Below are 15924 nucleotides of genomic sequence, written 5' to 3'. Positions count from 1 at the left end.
CGGCCCCGGCCTGCCTCACACCGAGAACTCGCGTATCACCGTGTTCCGGAACACCGCGCTGCCACCGATCGTGAACAGCGCGAGCCCGGTGTCCAGCAGGTACGGGAACACCTGGCTGGTGTGCACATAGCGGCCGTCGTCGACGAACATCTCCACCGATGTGCGGTCCACCAGGATGCGCAGCTTCACCGTGCCGGTGGACGGGTCGAACGGGGTGTGGCTCTCCTGCCAGTTGCCGGAGGTGTCGGCGTTCACCGTGTTGCGTCGGTTGAGGAAGGCGTAGTCGTTGTAGACACCGGCGTCGATGTGCCGGCCGCCACTGGGCGAGCGCCTCAACTGGAGTCCGGCGCCGGTGAGTCGGGACCAGGCGATCTCGGTCGTGACCTCGTAGGAGATACCGGTGTAGTCGAGCACCTTCGTGCCGTCCACGGTCACGTCGCCCAGGTTCACCGTGCGGGAGACATGCGCGTCGAGACCGGCGACGGGCTGGGAGGCGAGGTGGTAGGTGCCGTCGGACGCCTTCTCCAGGGTGATCTCGCGGACGACGGAGTCGGTGCCGTTGAAGCCGTCGCAGTCGATGGTGGGGGTGGTGTCGGCGTAGTCCCAGTTGTTCACCCAGCCGAGCGCGTACCGGGCGGCCGGGTCCACCGCGCCGCTCGCGCCCCGCTTCTCGAAGGTGACGCCGGCGTACCAGTCCCAGCCGTGGTCGAGCCACTGCGGGTCACTCGTGTCAGCGGTGAACGCGCTGCCGTCGAAGGAACCCGTCCAGTAGGCGTACGTGTTGGGCAGCCCCGAGCTCTTCCCGTTGGCGCTCACGCCGAGCACCCATTTCACGGTGCCGTCGGCGGCGGTGATGCGGAACAGGTCGGGGCACTCCAGGACGCCGATGCCGTCGTGGACGAAACCGTTCGCGTACGTCCAGGACTTGAGGTCGTCGGAGTGGTAGAAACCGACCTTGTCGTTCTCGGCGAGGGCCATCACCCAGCGGCCCCGGTCCTCGTCGCGGATCACCTTGGGGTCGCGGAAGTCGGCGACGCCCGGGTTGGGCAGGACGGGGTCGGTCCCGTAGTTGGTGAAGGTGAGACCGCCGTCGGTCGAGTAGTACAGGAACTGCTCCTGGTGGTCGGTGCCGCCGCCGGGGGACATCGTGACGATGACGACGACCGCGCCCGCGCCGAATCCGGCCGTGTTGCCGGTGTCGACCACCACCGAACCCGACCAGAGATCGCCGTTGACCGTGGTGTCCTTGGGCACGGCGACCCCGCGGTCGGTGAAGGAGACCAGGTCCTTGGTGGTGGCCAGGCGCCACGCGGTGCCGACGACGCCGGTGAAGTAGTCGGCGTTGTAGAGGTAGTAGTAGTGGTACTCGCCGTCGATCCAGACGGGCCGCTGCGGGTCGTTCTTCCACTGGTCGGGGACCGTGAAGTGGTACGCGGCGCGGTAACTCGCCCCGTTCGCCGCGGAGTTGGCGCTGCGCCCGGGCTCAGCCCCGGGTTTGGGCCTCGGGGCGGCCGTGGCCGTTCCGGTGGACAGCAGCGCGGCGGCGGTGCCCACCGCCGATCCCGCGAACAGTGATCTCCTGGATATCCCCGATGTTCCGGGCATGGCACATCGTTCCTCTCGTGGCGGCTCACGACGCAGAGGGCGTGAAAAATCGGCTCAGATCAACGAGGACTGTAGACCTAACTCGTTAAAGGTCAAGCGTTCCCGACCCTTGACAGGCCCGCCGCCCGGTTCCCATCATCTGGGGCATCACCCCTGAACTAACACGAGTTAGGCCCGTTAGATGACTGACTCGCACCTCCCCCGCCGCACACTGCTGCGGTACGGCGCGTACGGAGCCGGAGCAGCCGCTCTGGCCGGTACCGCCGCGAGCTGGGACCGGCTCACGGGAGCCGACATCCCCGGCCGTGACGACGGCTCCCTCGTCGTCGCCACCCTCGGCTCCGCCTTCGACCCGGCCACCGTCGACGCCCTCACCCAGGGCTTCCACCGGATCCACCCCGGCATCCCGCTGCGGGTGAACGCGGTGCAGGCCGTCGACTGGTCGGACTTCTTCGCGAAGATCCTCACCCAGATCGCCGCGGGCACCGCTCCCGACCTGGTGTATGTGGCCACCGAGGGCGTGCAGTTGTTCGCCCAGCGGCTCGGCGTGGCCCTGGACCGCTGGGTGCGGCGGGACGCGGCGGAGCTGCGCGAGTACTTCGCCGACGTCCACCCCTCGCTGGTGGAGTCGATGATGTACGAGGGCAACCTCTACCAGCTGCCCATGGAGTTCAACGCCGCCGACATGTACCTCAACAAGCAGGTGCTGAAGCGGGCGGGCGCGGAGTTCCCGGCGGCCGACTGGAGCCGCGACGACTTCACCGCGCTGCTGCGGCAGTTGAAGCGTGGCGGCGGCTCGCACTTCACGCCGTACTTCTGGACCAACCGGCTGTGGGGCGGCGTGGTGCCCTGGCTCTTCGCGAACGGCACGAACCTGCTGAAGGAGTCGAAGGCGCCCGGCGGCTCCTGGCTGTGGGACACCTTCTACCCGGCCGCCGACCGGAAGGGGCGCGGCGGAGGCTTCCGCTGGACGACCCCGCAGGCCACCGCCGGCCGGGTCGAGGAGGCGTACGACTATCTCGCCTCCCTCGTCCAGGAGGACCTGTGCACCCGGCCCGAGGGCGGCAACGGCAGCAACCTGGTCGGTGTGTTCTCCACCGGCCACGTCGGCGTCACACCGGCGGGCGGCTTCTGGGCGGGCGGCCTGCAGCTGGCCGGCATGTCGGCCACCGACTACGACGTGCAGTACTTCCCGCGCTGGCGCACCCAGCGCCACCAGTTCGGCGCGGCGGGCTACGCGCTGCTGCGCACCTCGAAGAAGCAGGAAGCCGCCTGGGAGTTCATCAAGTACGCGGCCCGCAAGGACACCATGACCCGGCTGTTCAAGAGCAACCAGACCACCCCGGCCCGGCGTTCGATGCTGAACGCGGCACGCTACGCCGCGAGCGGCCCGGCGCACTGGCAGGTCTTCTACGACACCCTCGACCGGTTTCCCGACACCGGCCCGATCCCCGCGCCGCCGCAGGTCGCCGAGGTGACCGACGTCCTGCTCAAGTACACCGGCACCGCGCTGGCCTCGCCGCGTTCGGTGGGCCCCGCGCTGCGCCGGATGCAGGGCGACCTGGAGCAGGCCATGGAGCGTGCGGTATGACGAACACTCAGGTCCCGAACTCCCAGGTACCGGCCGTACGTTCGCGGCCCGCCACGCCATCCGCCGCCGTGCGGCCGTCCGTCCGCGACCGCGGCTCCCGGCTGCTGGCCGCGCTGTTCCTGGCGCCCACGGTCGTCGGCATCGTCGTCTTCACGGTCGTGCCGATCATCGGGTCCGTCGTGCTGAGCCTGTTCCACTGGAACGTGATCGACCCGCCCCGTTTCGCCGGCGGCGCCAACTACCGTACGACCTTCACGGATTCGACCGTCGTGGTCTCCTTCCGCAACACGCTCCTCTTCATGGTCCTCGCGGTCACGCTGCAACTGCTGATCGCGCTGTCGCTGGCACTCGCGCTGAACGGGCGGATGCCGGTGTGGCTGCGGTCCGTGTTCCGTTCGGCGTTCTTCTTCCCGCTGGTGCTGTCCGCCGCGTCCATCTCGGTGGTGATGAAGTACCTGTTCAACCAGGATTTCGGGGTGGTGAACTGGCTGATCGGCCTGGTCGGCATCGCGCCCGTGCCCTGGCTGACCTCGGAGCACGCGGCGATGGCCACGGTGATCCTGGTCTACGTCTGGCAGCAGTTCGGTTTCTCGTTCCTGCTGTTCATCGGCGGTCTGAACAACATCCCCAAGGAGATCCACGAGGCCGCCGCCCTCGACGGCGCGACCGGCCTGCGCAAGCACCTCGGCATCACGCTCCCACTGCTGTCGCCGACGCTGCTCGTCGCGTCGGTGGTCGGCATCATCAACGCCCTCCAGGTCTTCGAACAGCCCTACGTCCTCACCGACGGCGGACCCGGCGACGCCACCCGCACCGTGGTGATGGTGATCTACGAGAGGGCCTTCGAGCAGCTCGACTTCGGCGAGGCATCCGCGGTGGGTGTACTGCTCTTCGCGATGATCATGGCGGTCACCGCCGTCCAGTTCCGGCTCAGCCGGCGTTTCGTCCACTACCAGTGAGCCGGTGAGCCGCATGAGCGCTATGAGCCAAGCAACCCCGCCCCTGAAAGCAACCCCGACCCTGAGTCGCCTACGTTATTCACTCTCCCCCTGGGCCCGGATCGCCGGACTGACCGTCTGCGCCCTGCTGACGCTGGGCCCGGTCATCTGGACCGTCGCCACCTCGCTGCGCACTCCGGCCCAGTCCTTCGACCTGCCCCCGCAGATCATCCCGACGCACCCGACGACCTCGGCCTACCGCGGGGTCTTCCAGCAGATCGACGTGTGGCTGCTCGCCCTGAACTCCACGCTGGTGACGGCACTGGTCGCCGTCGGCCAGATGATCACGGCGGGCCTGGCCGGATACGCCTTCGCACGGCTGGAGTTCCGTTTCAAGAAGCCCCTCTTCGGCCTGGTGCTGGCGACCATGATGGTGCCGTTGCAGGTCACCATCGTGCCGGTGTTCCTGGTGCTGAAGACGATGGGTCTCACCGACACGCTCCTCGGCCTGATCATCCCGGCCTTCCCGACCGCCTTCGGCACCTTCCTGATGCGCCAGTACTTCCTCGGTATGCCGAAGGACCTGGGCGAGGCGGCCATGCTGGACGGCGCGGGGACCTGGCGGATCTTCCGTTCGGTGTACGCGCCGCTGGCCACACCCGGTCTGGCGATCGTCGGCGTACTGGCCTTCAACTACCACTGGAACGAGTTCTTCCGGCCCCTGATCCTGGAGACCTCCAGCCAGAACTACACGCTTCCGCTGGGTCTGGTCTCCCTCCAGGGCAACCTCGGCACCGGGTCCATCTCGGTGGTCCTGGCCGGGGTCGTGCTCTCGATGCTCCCCGCCGTCGCCGTGTTCGCCGTCGGCCAGCGCCCTCTCCGCGAGGGCATCACCTCCGCAGGAGTCAACCGTTGAGCAATGACCCCAACGCGCCGCGTTTCAGGGTCCGTCCGCCCGTCGGCTGGATCAACGACCCCAATGGGCCGTTCCGTTGGCGGGACCGCTACCACCTCTTCTACCAGAACAACCCCAACGCACCGGTGCACGCGAACGTCCACTGGGGTCATGCCTCCAGCGCCGACCTCGCGCACTGGGAGCACCACCCGATCGCACTCACCCCGACGCCCGGCGGCCCCGACGAGGCCGGCTGCTGGTCGGGCTGCGTGACCGACGACGCCGGCACACCGACCGCCGTGTACACGGGAGTTGACCATTCCCACACCGGGCTCGGCACCATCTGCCTGGCACGGGCGGCTGACCCGGACGACGAGCGGCTGACCGAGTGGAAGCCGCTGCCGACACCGGTGGTGACAGGACCGCCGCCGGGACTTGACGTGGTGATGTTCCGCGACCCGTTCATCTTCCGCTGCGCGAACAGGCGTTGGGCCCTCGTCGGCGCCGGGCACGCCGACGGCACGCCGTCGGTCCTGCTCTACGACTGCGACGACCTGGCCGACTGGCGGTTCGCCGGTGTGCTGCTGGACGGCAGGGACCCGGTGGCCGCGGCCGTGTTCGGCGACAAGTCCGTGGGCTGGGAGTGCCCGCACCTGTACCGGACAGCGGGCGGCGACCACGTACTCCTGGTGTCCCTGTGGGACGGGGATCCCTGCTCCACGGGATACCTGACGGGCCGTCTGGAAGCCGATGGCCAGGGCGCGTTGAGGTTTGCGCCGCGCGTCGGCGGCCGACTCGACCATGGGCGGGACTTCTACGCTCCCGCCGTGCTCCAGGAGCCGGACCGCGCACTGCTGTGGGGCTGGTCGTGGGAGGCCCGCCCGCAGGAGGAGATAGACCGGGCCGGATGGGCAGGCGTTCTCACCGCGCCACGGGTCGTCGACGTCCACCCCGACGGTTCACTGCGGGTGAGTCCGGCCCCGGAGCTCGAACTGCTGCGCCCTGCCGAGCCGTTCGTCACCACGCCGGGCCGGGTTCCGCTTCCGGACGCCTACGACCTGACGGTCACCGCGTGCGGACCGACCACGGTGACCCTGCTCCGGGACGCGGCGGGCCAGGAGCTGACCGTCCGCGCAGACCCCGCCTCAGGAACCGTCGTCCTCGACCGCGCCGCCTGGCCCCGGACCGGCAGGGAAGGCTCCGCCCCGATCACCGTGCACGTGCCGAAGGCCCCGGAACTCACGCTCCGGCTGCTCGTCGACGGCTCGCTCCTCGAACTCTTCGTCGCGGACCGCGCCATGGTCACCGAGCGCGTCTACCGGCGCCCCGACGACCTCGCCGAGCTGGCCGTCGACGGGCCGGGCGCCCGGGTCACCGGGTGGGCGTTGGCCCCAGGGAGGCATGGCTGATACCGGGGCGGGCCGGCCACGGGCAGGGTGTCCTGGTGAGGGCGGGCCCACGGAGACGTGGCTGGTCTCGGGGTGGGCCGGGCGCGGGCCGGGTGCCCGAGTCACCGGGCGGGCACCGGCCCCACGAAGGCGCGGCTGATCTCGGGGTGGGCCGGGGCCCAGGCAGGGTGACCGGGCGGGCGCCGGATGCACGGAGACGTGGCTGGTCCCTCAGTGGAGCGGGCACGGACCGGGTGGCCGGGTGAGTGCCGGACCCAGGGAGGCATGGCTGGTCCCGGATCGGGCGCAGGCAGGGTGTCCGGGCGGGCACCGGACCCACGGAGGCGCGGCTGATCTCGGGGTGGGCCGGGCCCAGGCAGGGTGACCGGGTGGGCGCCGGATGCACGGAGACGTGGCTGGTCCCTCAGTGGGGCGGGCACGGACCGGGTGGCCGGGTGAGTGCCGGACCCAGGGAGGCATGGCTGGTCCCGGATCGGGCGCAGGCAGGGTGTCCGGGTGGGTGCGGGCCCACGGAGACGTGGCTGGTCTCAGGGTGGGCCGGGCCCAGGCAGGGTGACCGGGTGGGCGCCGGATGCACGGAGACGTGGCTGGTCCCTCAGTGGGGCGGGCACGGACCGGGTGGCCGGGTGAGTGCCGGACCCAGGGAGGCATGGCTGGTCCCGGATCGGGCGCAGGCAGGGTGTCCGGGTGGGTGCGGGCCCACGGAGGCGCGGCTGGTCTCGGGGTGGGCCGGGCGCGGGCCGGGTCAACGGGTGGGCGCCGGGCCCACGGAGGCGCGGCTGACCACAGGGCAGGCCAGGCGCCGGACGGTCGCGGGTGGTGTGGGGCCGGCTTCGATGGCGTTCAGGAGCAGCCGGGCCGCCGCCTCGCCCATCGCCCGGTGCGGCAGCGCGATGGAGGTGAGCGGCGGGGTGAGGAACGCGGCCATGTGCTCCTGGTCGTCGTAGCCGACCACCGACAGATCGGCGGGCACGTCGATCCCGAGCCGGGTCGCGGCGTGCAGGACGCCCGCCGCGACCCGGTCGTTGTAGCACAGGACGCCCGTGGGGCGACGGCTCGGCTCGGCGCCGTCAAGCAGGCGCAGCGCCCCCGCGTATCCCGCGGAGATCTCACCGCCGCCGCGCACGATCCACTCCGTGGGCACGGTGACGCCCTCGGCGCGCAGCGCGTCCCGGAAGCCGCGGGTGCGTTCCACCGAGGCGATGTCGTCCAGGCCGCCGATCACGGCGAGCCGGCGGTGGCCCGCGGCGAGCAACAGCCGGGCGGCGGTACGGCCACCGGCACGCTCGGCGGGTACCACTGCGGGCAGCGAGTCGTCCTCGGGCAGGCAGTTGGCCAGCACGGAGTGGGTGCGGTGCAGGCCCTCGGGGACACGGACCCGGCGCAGTGACATGGCCGCGTAGATGATGCCGTCCACGCGCCGGTTGAGCAGTTCCGCGACGGCCGCGTCCTCCTTGGCCGGGTCACCGCCGGAGTCGACGGTGAGGACGAGATGGTCGCTGTCCCACGCGGTCTCCATGGCGCCGCGCAGCAGCCGCCCGGCGAACGGCGAGGACGCGATCTCGTCGGTGACCAGCCCGATCACGGCCGTACGGCGACGGCGCAGCCCGCGGGCCACCGGGTCGGGGCGGTAGCCCAGCTGGGTCGCTGCCTGCCGGATGCGTTCCTGGGTGGCGGGCGAGAGGTTGCCGTCGGCGCGGCCGTTGAACACGAAGGACACCGCGGTGTGGGACACACCGGCGATCCGGGCGACGTCCCGTGACGTCGGGCGCCCGGTGCCCGTGTTCCTGCTCTCCTCGGCACCGCCCACGCCGTCCGCCGCCCTCGCCCAGCCCGTCCCTGTCGATCACCGCCCACCCTATCCGCGGGGAGCGCCACGGCACACAGGGCATCCTCAGGGCGGGCCCCCCGCCCGACCGGACCACCCGTGATCGACAGGCGGACGACGTCTCGGTTCTCGGCCGGGCGCCGACTCCGGTTCTCAGCCAGGTACCGCCTGCTTGAGTTCCGCCGTCCGTGGCTGTGCCGGTGCCGGCACCTCTCGGTGGGCCGGGTCCGTCACCTCGCCCACCAGGAGTTCCAGCACGTCCTCCAGGGCGACCAGACCGAGCACCTTGCCGGAGGCGTCGGCGACCTGGGCCAGGTGGGTCGCCGCTCGGCGCATCACCGTCAGGGCGTCGTCCAGGGGGAGTTCGGCCCGCAGCGTCGTCATGGGTCGCCAGATCTGCTGCGGTACCGCCCGCTCGGACTCCTCCAGGTCCAGGACGTCCTTGACGTGGAGGTAGCCCATGAAGGCGCCGGTCTCCGCGGCCACCGGGAAGCGGGAGTAGCCGGTACGGGCCGTGAGGGCGACGATCTCGCCCGGGGTCACCGAGGGACTGACCGTCACCAGGTCCTCGCGGCGCAGGAGTACGTCGGTGACCGGGCGGGAGCCCAACTCCAGGGCGTCCTCCAGGCGTTCCTGCTCCTCGGGGTCGAGGAGGCCGGCCTGGCCGGAGTCCTCCACCAGGCGGTTGAGCTGTTCGCTGGTGAAGACGGCCTCGACCTCGTCCTTGGGCTCGACGTGGAAGAGCCGCAGGATGCCCTGGGCGACGGCGCCGAGGGCCACGGTGATCGGCCTGCAGACGCGGGCGAAGGCGACCAGGCCGGGGCTGAGCCACATCGCGGCCTTCTCCGGCGCGGCCATCGCGAGGTTCTTCGGGACCATCTCGCCGATGACGAGGTGGAAGAAGACGACTGCGGCGAGCGCGAGGATGTAGCCGAGGGGGTGGATCATGCCCTCGGGCAGGTGCATCCACTCGAAGACCGGCTCCAGGACGTGCGCGACCGTCGGCTCGGCGACCGCGCCCAGCGTCAACGAGCAGACGGTGATACCGAATTGGGCCGCCGCCATCATCTGCGGCAGCCGCTCGAGACCGTAGAGGACCTGGCGGGCGCGGGCCGTGCCGAGGGGCTCGATCTGGCTGCGGCGGACGGAGACGAGGGCGAACTCGGCGCCGACGAAGAAGCCGTTGGCGAGCACCAGCAGGACGGCGAAGAGGAGTTGGAGGACGGTCATCGGGCCGCCTCCATGACGTTCACCGCGGGAACCGTGCGGACGAGGCGGACGCGCTCGGCGCGGTAGTGGCCCACCTGGCGGACCGACAGCCGCCAGCCGGGGAGTTCGGCCTTGTCGCCGGGGGCCGGGATGCGGCCGAGAAGGTCGGCGACCAGTCCGGCCACGGTCTCGTACGGTCCCTCGGGGACGTCCAGGCCTATGCGTTGGAGGATGTCGACCCGGCAGCTGCCGTCGGCGTCCCAGGCGGGTTTGCCGTCCTCCGGTGGCGCGGCGGCGAGTTCGGGTACGTCCTGGTCGTCGTGCTCGTCGCGGACCTCGCCGACGAGTTCCTCGACGATGTCCTCCAGGGTGACCACCCCGGCCGTACCGCCGTATTCGTCGACGACGACGGCGATCGGCTGTTCGCTGCGCAGCCGGGCGAGGAGGGGCTGGACCGGGAGAGTCTCGGGGACCAGCACCGGGGACTTGGCGATGCTGGTGACGGAGGTGCGCAGGCGGTCGTGCGCGGGCACGGCCAGCGCGTCCTTGAGGTGGACCATGCCGACGATCTCGTCGATCTTCTCGCGGTAGACGGGGAAGCGGGACAGACCCGTGGCGCGGGTCAGGTTGACCACGTCCTCGGCGGTCGCCGACGACTGCAGCGCGCTGACCTTCACGCGCGGGGTCATGACGTGCTGCGCGGTCAACTCGCCCAGCGACAGCGTCCGTACGAAGAGATCGGCGGTGTCCTGCTCCAGCGTGCCGGCCTGCGCCGAGTGCCGGGCCAGGGAGACGAGTTCGCCGGGGGTGCGGGCCGAGGCCAGCTCCTCGGTGGGCTCGACGCCCAGCGCGCGGACGAGTTTGTTGGCGACGGTGTTCAGCGCGGCGATCACCGGGCGGAACAGCTTGGCGAAGGCGTGCTGCGGTGCGGCGACGAAGCGCGCGACCTGGAGCGGCCGGGACACCGCCCAGTTCTTGGGCACGAGTTCGCCGATCACCATCTGCACGGCGGAGGCCAGCAGCATGCCGACGACCACGGCGACGCCGGAGACGGCGCCCTCGGGGATGCCGATCGCGCTGAACGGGCCGTGCAGCAGCTCCGCGAGGGCCGGTTCGGCGAGCATGCCGACGACCAGGGAGGTGATGGTGATGCCGAGCTGGGTGCCGGAGAGCTGGAAGGACAGCTCCTTGAGCGACTCGACGACCCTGGCGGCCCGTCGGTCGCCCTCGGCGGCGGCCTTCTCGGCCTCGGGACGCTCCACGGTGACGAGTCCGAACTCGGCCGCGACGAAGAATCCGTTGGCCAGAATCAGCAGCATCGCCGCTCCGAGGAGCAACAAGGGGATGGTCATGCCGCCGCCTCGATATGTCGGGAGGGGGCGGCGCAGGTACTACAGGACGATCCGTCCATCGCTGGAGGGAGTCACTCCTCGGGTCGCAGGGGGCCTCAGAAGACAGGGGGGAACATCGGTGGCGGAGGCGGGAACGAAAAACGCCACCGACAACAGATTAATCAAGACATGGCCCTCTACGGCAGATCCCTCAGCGACCGGTCCTCGGCGAGAGCCCGCAGAGCGCGTGCGTCGGCGATGGCCCGCTGCTTGGCGATACCGGGCTGAATGCCGAGAACGGGCAGGCTGGTGCCGTCGCTGAGGTTGAGGAAAACCCAGGGGTCGCCGGGCCGAAGGTTCACCTGGAGGATCTCGGCCCACGCCAGCCGGCGCCTGCTCACGATGTTCACGACGGTGACACCGGACTCGTCGGCGACGACCTTCACCCGGGCGAGCATGGCCAGTACGGCGAAGAGGAGGGCACCGGTGAGGACGAAGCTGAGCTTCTCCCCCGGGGTGAGCTGCTCCAGGAGCATCGCGACGGTCGTGATGACGACGAAGATCGCGATGCCCGCGGTGAGCAGCACGGCACGGGTGCGGCCCGGCCGGAACGTGACCGGCAGGGCGGGCAGTTGAGACATGGTCGGCGTGTTCCTCAGAGACGGCAGGCGTGGATGGCCGTCGTCAGGATGGCCCGGGCGCCGATGTCGTACAGGTCGTCCATGATCCGCTGCGCTTCCTTGGCGGGGACCATCGCGCGGACGGCGACCCAGCCCTCGTTGTGCAGCGGGGAGACGGTCGGGGACTCCAGGCCGGGGGTGAGCGCTACGGCCTTCTCCAGCTGCTCGACCCGGCAGTCGTAGTCCATCATCACGTACGTCCGGGCGACCAGGACGCCCTGGAGGCGGCGCAGGAACTGCTGGACCTTGGGCTCGGCGGTGTCGTCGGTCTCGGCGCCCGTGCGGCGGATGACGACGGCCTCGGACTTCATGATCGGGTCGCCGAAGACCTCAAGTCCCGCGTTGCGCAAGGACGTTCCGGTCTCGACGACGTCCGCGATGACCTCGGCGACACCGAGTTCGATGGCGGTCTCTACGGCGCCGTCGAGGTGGACGACGGAGGCGTCGACGCCGTTGTCCGCGAGGTACTTGGCGACGATGCCCTCGTACGAGGTGGCGACCGTCTTGCCCTTGAGGTCCGCGAGGGTGTTCGCGGCGCCCGGCTTGGAGGCGAAGCGGAACGTGGAGCGGGCGAAGCCGAGCGGGAGGATCGGCTCGGCGCTCGCGCCGGAGTCGATCAGCAGGTCGCGGCCGGTGATGCCGATGTCGAGGCGGCCGGAGGAGACGTAGATCGCGATGTCGCGGGGGCGGAGGTAGAAGAACTCGACCTCGTTGACCGGGTCGACGATCCGCAGTTCCTTGGACTCCCGGCGCTGCTGGTAGCCGGCCTCATGCAGCATGTCCGCCGCAGGTCCTGACAGGGAACCCTTGTTGGGGACGGCGATGCGCAGCATGAGGTCGGCTTCCTTCGCATGAAAAGGGGTGAACTGTCGGAAACGGCTCTAAAGGGGTTTTTACAGGTGGGCGTAGACGTCGTCCAGCGAGATTCCGCGGGCGACCATCATCACCTGGACGTGGTAGAGCAGCTGCGAGATCTCCTCGGCGGCCGCCTCCTTGCCCTCGTACTCGGCGGCCATCCACACTTCGGCGGCCTCTTCTACGACCTTCTTGCCGATGGCATGGACGCCCTTGCCGACCAGCTCTGCGGTGCGGGAAGTGGCGGGGTCGCCGGTGGCGGCCTTCTGCTGGAGCTCGGTGAAGAGCTCCTCGAACGTCTTATTGGACATGGTGCCGCCCACCCTATTGCAAACAATCGTGGGCTTAACGCCACGGTTCAGATACTGAGCGGAGGATGGCCGCCGTCGCCACCGCCGCCGTCACCGCCTCGTGTCCCTTGTCCTCGTTCGAGCCCTCCAGGCCGGCCCGGTCCAGGGCCTGCTCCTCGGTGTCGCAGGTCAGGACGCCCATGCCGACGGGGACGCCGGTCTCGACCGAGACCTGGGTGAGGCCCTGGACCACGCCCTGGCACACGTACTCGAAGTGCGGGGTGCCGCCCCGGATGACGACACCGAGGGCGACGATCGCGTCGTAGCCCCGGCCCGCCAACACCTTTGCCACGACCGGGAGTTCCCAGCTGCCGGGGACCCTCAGCAGGGTCGGCTCGTCGATCCCCAGGTCGTGCAGGGCGCGCAGGGCACCGTCCACGAGACCGTCCATCACCTTTTCGTGCCACTGCGCCGCGATGACGGCGACCCGCAGGTCTCCGACGTTGCGTACGGACAGTTCGGGTGCGCCCTTGCCGCTCACGTTCTCTGGTCTCCTCGGTGACTTCTGAAGGTGTCTTACTGGTTGCCGCAGGTGGACACGGGGGCCGTGTCCAGCCAGGGCAGGTCGTGCCCCATCCGGTCCCGCTTGGTGCGCAGGTAGCGGAGGTTGTGCTCGCCCGCCTGTACGGGCATCGGCTCCCGGCCGGTGACCTTGAGGCCGTGCCGGACGAGCGCGTCGGTCTTGTCGGGGTTGTTGGTCATCAGGCGCAGGCTGTGGACGCCGAGGTCCTCCAGGATCTGCGCGCCGGCGCCGTAGTCCCGGGCGTCGGCGGGCAGGCCGAGCTCCAGGTTGGCGTCGAGGGTGTCGCGGCCGCGCTCCTGGAGTTCGTACGCCCGGAGCTTGGAGAGCAGGCCGATGCCGCGCCCCTCGTGGCCGCGCAGGTAGACGACCACTCCCCTGCCCTCCTCCTGGATGCGCTCCAGGGAGGCCTCCAGCTGGGGGCCGCAGTCGCAGCGCAGGGAGTGGAAGACGTCGCCGGTGAGGCACTCGGAGTGGACCCGGACCAGGACGTCCTCGCCGTCGCCGATCTCGCCGTGGACGAGGGCCACGTGCTCGACGCCGTCCACGGTGGAGCGGTAGCCGTAGGCCGTGAACTGGCCGTGGCGGGTGGGGAGTTGGACCTCGGCCTCGCGGCGGACGGTGGGTTCGGCGGCCTGGCGGTAGGTGATCAGGTCCTCGATGGAGATGATCGTGAGGCCGTGCTTGCGGGCGAAGGGGATCAGTTCGGGGAGGCGGAGCATACGGCCGTCCTCGCCCGCGATCTCGACGATCGCGCCGGCCGGGCGCAGGCCCGCGAGGCGGGCAAGGTCGACGGCGGCCTCGGTGTGGCCGTTGCGGACCAGGACGCCGCCGGTACGGGCGCGCAGCGGGAAGATGTGGCCGGGGCGGACGAGGTCGTCGGCCTGGGCGTTGCCGCTCGCCAGGACCTGAAGCGTGGTCGCACGGTCGGAGGCCGAGATACCGGTGGTCACACCGTGAAGGGGCGCGGCATCCACGGACACCGTGAACGCGGTTTTCATGGACTCGGTGTTGTCCTCGACCATCTGCGGGAGCCGGAGCCGGTCCAGCTCGTCGCCCTCCATGGGCGCGCAGATCAGGCCGCGGCACTCGCTCATCATGAACGCGATGATCTCGGGGGTCGCCTTCTCGGCGGCGATGACGAGGTCGCCCTCGTTCTCGCGGTCCTCGTCGTCGACGACCACGACGGGGCGGCCTGCCGCGATGTCGGCGATGGCCTGCTCGACCGGGTCGAGGGAGAAGTCCTCGAAACCGTCGGTGCTGTACAGGATCGGCGGGATCGAGGGGGGGACGCGAAGCGTCTCGTTTAGGGCGGTGGTGGGTGACGGGCGGGCTGTCATGCCGGCGCTCCTTCCAGGACGGGCTGCGGGGTCTTGCGGGAGCGCAGCCACCAGTCGCGCATGCCCCACAGGACGAGTGCGCCGTAGATGACGTAGACGAAGCCGGAGAACGCGAAGCCGTTGGCGAAGTTGAGGGGGACGCCGACGAGGTCGACGAGGAGCCAGGCGAACCAGAACTCGACCATGCCGCGGGCCTGGGCGTACATCGCGACGACGGTGCCGACGAAGATGTAGGCGTCGGGCCACGGGTCCCAGGAGAGCGAGGGGTACGCCTTGAAGAGGGCGGCGACCGCGACCGTTCCCACGGCGGCGGAGCCGGCCAGGATCGCGCGCTCGCGCCAGGTGGCGAAGCGGGGCGTGATGTGGCCGTCGGCGGAGCCGCCCGTGCCGCGGTTCCACTGCCACCAGCCGTAGACCGCGACGACCATGACGACGACCTGCTTGCCGGCGCTGCCGGAGAGGTGGGCGGTGGCGAACGCGGCGAAGAGGATCACGCCGGAGACGAACTGGGTGGGCCAGCTCCAGATGGACCGCCGCCAGCCGAAGGCGAGGCCGATCAGTCCGATGACGTTTCCGATCATGTCCGACCACTTGATGTGCTGGCCGAACAGGACGAAGGCCTCGGAGTTGAGCCAGTTCACGGGGTCACCTCGCGCGCGCCCATCAGCCGCTCCACGTACTTGGCGATGACGTCGACCTCGAGGTTGACCGGGTCGCCGGGCTGTTTGAGGCCGAGCGTGGTCAGGCCGAGGGTGGTGGGGATGAGGCTCACGGTGAAGTAGTCGGGGCCCGCGTCGACGACGGTGAGGCTGATGCCGTCGACGGTGATGGAGCCCTTCTCGACGACGTAGCGCGTGAGGTCGGCCGGGAGCGAGATCTTGACGATCTCCCAGTTCTCGGACGGCTTGCGCTCGATGACCTCGCCGGTGCCGTCGACGTGCCCCTGCACGATGTGGCCGCCGAGGCGGGCGCCGAGGGCCATGGGGCGTTCGAGGTTGACGCGGGAGCCGACGGCGAGGACGCCGAGGCTGGAGCGGTTCAGGGTCTCGGCCATGACGTCGGCGGTGAACTCGTCACCCTCGTGCTCGACGACGGTGAGACAGACGCCGTTCACGGCGATGGAGTCGCCGTGCTTCGCGCCCTCGGTGACGATGGGGCCGCGCAGACGAAAGCGGGAGGCGTCGTCGAGACTCTCGACGGCGGTGACCTCACCCAGCTCTTCGACGATTCCGGTGAACACTTCCCGGGTCCTCCTGCCTCATAGGGCACGGACTCCGGGGCCTGTCGAAGACGACAGAATGAAACGGACGAGAACACCGGGAACGACGCCGGACAGAACCCGTCCACACAGGACGAGCCGATACGGCGGCGCG

The 15924-nt window shown here is 70.2% G+C and carries 15 protein-coding genes; 4 read left to right on the top strand and 11 right to left on the bottom strand.

The features are described 5' to 3' along the window. Positions 1-15: 15 nt before the first annotated feature. Positions 16-1605, bottom strand: a complete 1590-nt coding sequence (locus tag OG504_RS42965) for a glycoside hydrolase family 32 protein (RefSeq protein WP_405994608.1) — start codon at positions 1603-1605, stop codon at positions 16-18. Positions 1606-1786: 181 nt separating this feature from the next. Between OG504_RS42965 and OG504_RS42960 the strand changes: the two genes are divergently transcribed. Genes OG504_RS42960 through OG504_RS42945 form a run of 4 tightly spaced genes read left to right on the top strand, consistent with a single transcriptional unit; the run spans position 1787 to position 6438 of the window. Further along, complete coding sequence (locus tag OG504_RS42960; RefSeq protein WP_405994607.1) at positions 1787-3196, top strand: extracellular solute-binding protein; 1410 nt, start codon at positions 1787-1789, stop codon at positions 3194-3196. Further along, on the top strand, positions 3193-4155 hold the full coding sequence (locus tag OG504_RS42955; protein ID WP_405994606.1) for a carbohydrate ABC transporter permease: 963 nt from the start codon (positions 3193-3195) through the stop codon (positions 4153-4155). Before OG504_RS42960 ends, OG504_RS42955 begins: the two co-directional genes overlap by 4 nt. Before the next feature lie 22 nt (positions 4156-4177). After that, positions 4178-5050: a carbohydrate ABC transporter permease gene (locus tag OG504_RS42950; RefSeq protein WP_405996575.1), complete on the top strand. Its 873-nt coding sequence runs from the start codon at positions 4178-4180 to the stop codon at positions 5048-5050. Next, the gene (locus tag OG504_RS42945) at positions 5047-6438 is read left to right on the top strand and encodes a glycoside hydrolase family 32 protein (protein ID WP_405994605.1); all 1392 of its coding nucleotides are present in this window, start codon (positions 5047-5049) and stop codon (positions 6436-6438) included. Before OG504_RS42950 ends, OG504_RS42945 begins: the two co-directional genes overlap by 4 nt. A 745-nt stretch (positions 6439-7183) precedes the next feature. Here the strand turns inward: OG504_RS42945 and OG504_RS42940 are convergent. From OG504_RS42940 to OG504_RS42895, 10 genes are all read right to left on the bottom strand, one after another. Further along, positions 7184-8248, bottom strand: a complete 1065-nt coding sequence (locus tag OG504_RS42940) for a LacI family DNA-binding transcriptional regulator (protein WP_405994604.1) — start codon at positions 8246-8248, stop codon at positions 7184-7186. A 171-nt stretch (positions 8249-8419) separates the two neighbouring features. Beyond that, positions 8420-9496 carry a hemolysin family protein gene (locus tag OG504_RS42935; RefSeq protein WP_405994603.1) on the bottom strand — a complete coding sequence of 359 codons (1077 nt, stop codon included), beginning with the start codon at positions 9494-9496 and terminating at the stop codon, positions 8420-8422. Then, positions 9493-10827 (bottom strand): hemolysin family protein, encoded by a 1335-nt coding sequence (locus OG504_RS42930; RefSeq protein WP_405994602.1) that lies wholly within the window; start codon positions 10825-10827, stop codon positions 9493-9495. Before OG504_RS42930 ends, OG504_RS42935 begins: the two co-directional genes overlap by 4 nt. A gap of 176 nt (positions 10828-11003) precedes the next feature. Further along, positions 11004-11447 carry a PH domain-containing protein gene (locus OG504_RS42925; RefSeq protein WP_405994601.1) on the bottom strand — a complete coding sequence of 148 codons (444 nt, stop codon included), beginning with the start codon at positions 11445-11447 and terminating at the stop codon, positions 11004-11006. A gap of 14 nt (positions 11448-11461) precedes the next feature. After that, a complete protein-coding gene (gene hisG, locus OG504_RS42920) occupies positions 11462-12319 on the bottom strand; it encodes an ATP phosphoribosyltransferase (protein ID WP_327405484.1) in 858 nt (285 codons plus the stop codon). Positions 12320-12379: 60 nt separating this feature from the next. After that, positions 12380-12652, bottom strand: coding sequence for a phosphoribosyl-ATP diphosphatase (locus OG504_RS42915; protein ID WP_018534786.1), 273 nt, complete (start codon positions 12650-12652; stop codon positions 12380-12382). Between the two features lie 34 nt (positions 12653-12686). Next, positions 12687-13172 (bottom strand): 6,7-dimethyl-8-ribityllumazine synthase, encoded by a 486-nt coding sequence (ribH, locus tag OG504_RS42910; protein WP_405994600.1) that lies wholly within the window; start codon positions 13170-13172, stop codon positions 12687-12689. A 35-nt stretch (positions 13173-13207) separates the two neighbouring features. Further along, the gene (locus OG504_RS42905; protein WP_405994599.1) at positions 13208-14551 is read right to left on the bottom strand and encodes a bifunctional 3,4-dihydroxy-2-butanone-4-phosphate synthase/GTP cyclohydrolase II; all 1344 of its coding nucleotides are present in this window, start codon (positions 14549-14551) and stop codon (positions 13208-13210) included. Next, entirely contained in the window at positions 14548-15192 is a 645-nt protein-coding gene (locus OG504_RS42900; protein WP_405994598.1) for a nicotinamide riboside transporter PnuC, read from the bottom strand. The genes OG504_RS42905 and OG504_RS42900 overlap by 4 nt, the downstream gene beginning before the upstream one ends. Next, positions 15189-15791: a riboflavin synthase gene (locus tag OG504_RS42895; protein WP_033282331.1), complete on the bottom strand. Its 603-nt coding sequence runs from the start codon at positions 15789-15791 to the stop codon at positions 15189-15191. The genes OG504_RS42900 and OG504_RS42895 overlap by 4 nt, the downstream gene beginning before the upstream one ends. Between the last annotated feature and the right edge of the window lie 133 nt (positions 15792-15924).

Source organism: Streptomyces sp. NBC_00986 (assembly GCF_045162565.1).
Lineage (GTDB): Bacteria > Actinomycetota > Actinomycetes > Streptomycetales > Streptomycetaceae > Streptomyces.
This window is presented reverse-complemented; position numbering and strand designations above follow the sequence as displayed.

What these genes read in the sequence shown, in the direction of transcription:
- OG504_RS42965 (WP_405994608.1), bottom strand. Translation starts at nt 1,605, where the DNA reads ATGCCCGGAACATCGGGGATATCCAGGAGATCACTGTTCGCGGGATCG.
- OG504_RS42960 (WP_405994607.1), top strand. Translation starts at nt 1,787, where the DNA reads ATGACTGACTCGCACCTCCCCCGCCGCACACTGCTGCGGTACGGCGCG.
- OG504_RS42955 (WP_405994606.1), top strand. Translation starts at nt 3,193, where the DNA reads ATGACGAACACTCAGGTCCCGAACTCCCAGGTACCGGCCGTACGTTCG.
- OG504_RS42950 (WP_405996575.1), top strand. Translation starts at nt 4,178, where the DNA reads ATGAGCCAAGCAACCCCGCCCCTGAAAGCAACCCCGACCCTGAGTCGC.
- OG504_RS42935 (WP_405994603.1), bottom strand. Translation starts at nt 9,496, where the DNA reads ATGACCGTCCTCCAACTCCTCTTCGCCGTCCTGCTGGTGCTCGCCAAC.
- OG504_RS42930 (WP_405994602.1), bottom strand. Translation starts at nt 10,827, where the DNA reads ATGACCATCCCCTTGTTGCTCCTCGGAGCGGCGATGCTGCTGATTCTG.
- OG504_RS42925 (WP_405994601.1), bottom strand. Translation starts at nt 11,447, where the DNA reads ATGTCTCAACTGCCCGCCCTGCCGGTCACGTTCCGGCCGGGCCGCACC.
- hisG (WP_327405484.1), bottom strand. Translation starts at nt 12,319, where the DNA reads ATGCTGCGCATCGCCGTCCCCAACAAGGGTTCCCTGTCAGGACCTGCG.
- OG504_RS42915 (WP_018534786.1), bottom strand. Translation starts at nt 12,652, where the DNA reads ATGTCCAATAAGACGTTCGAGGAGCTCTTCACCGAGCTCCAGCAGAAG.
- OG504_RS42905 (WP_405994599.1), bottom strand. Translation starts at nt 14,551, where the DNA reads ATGACAGCCCGCCCGTCACCCACCACCGCCCTAAACGAGACGCTTCGC.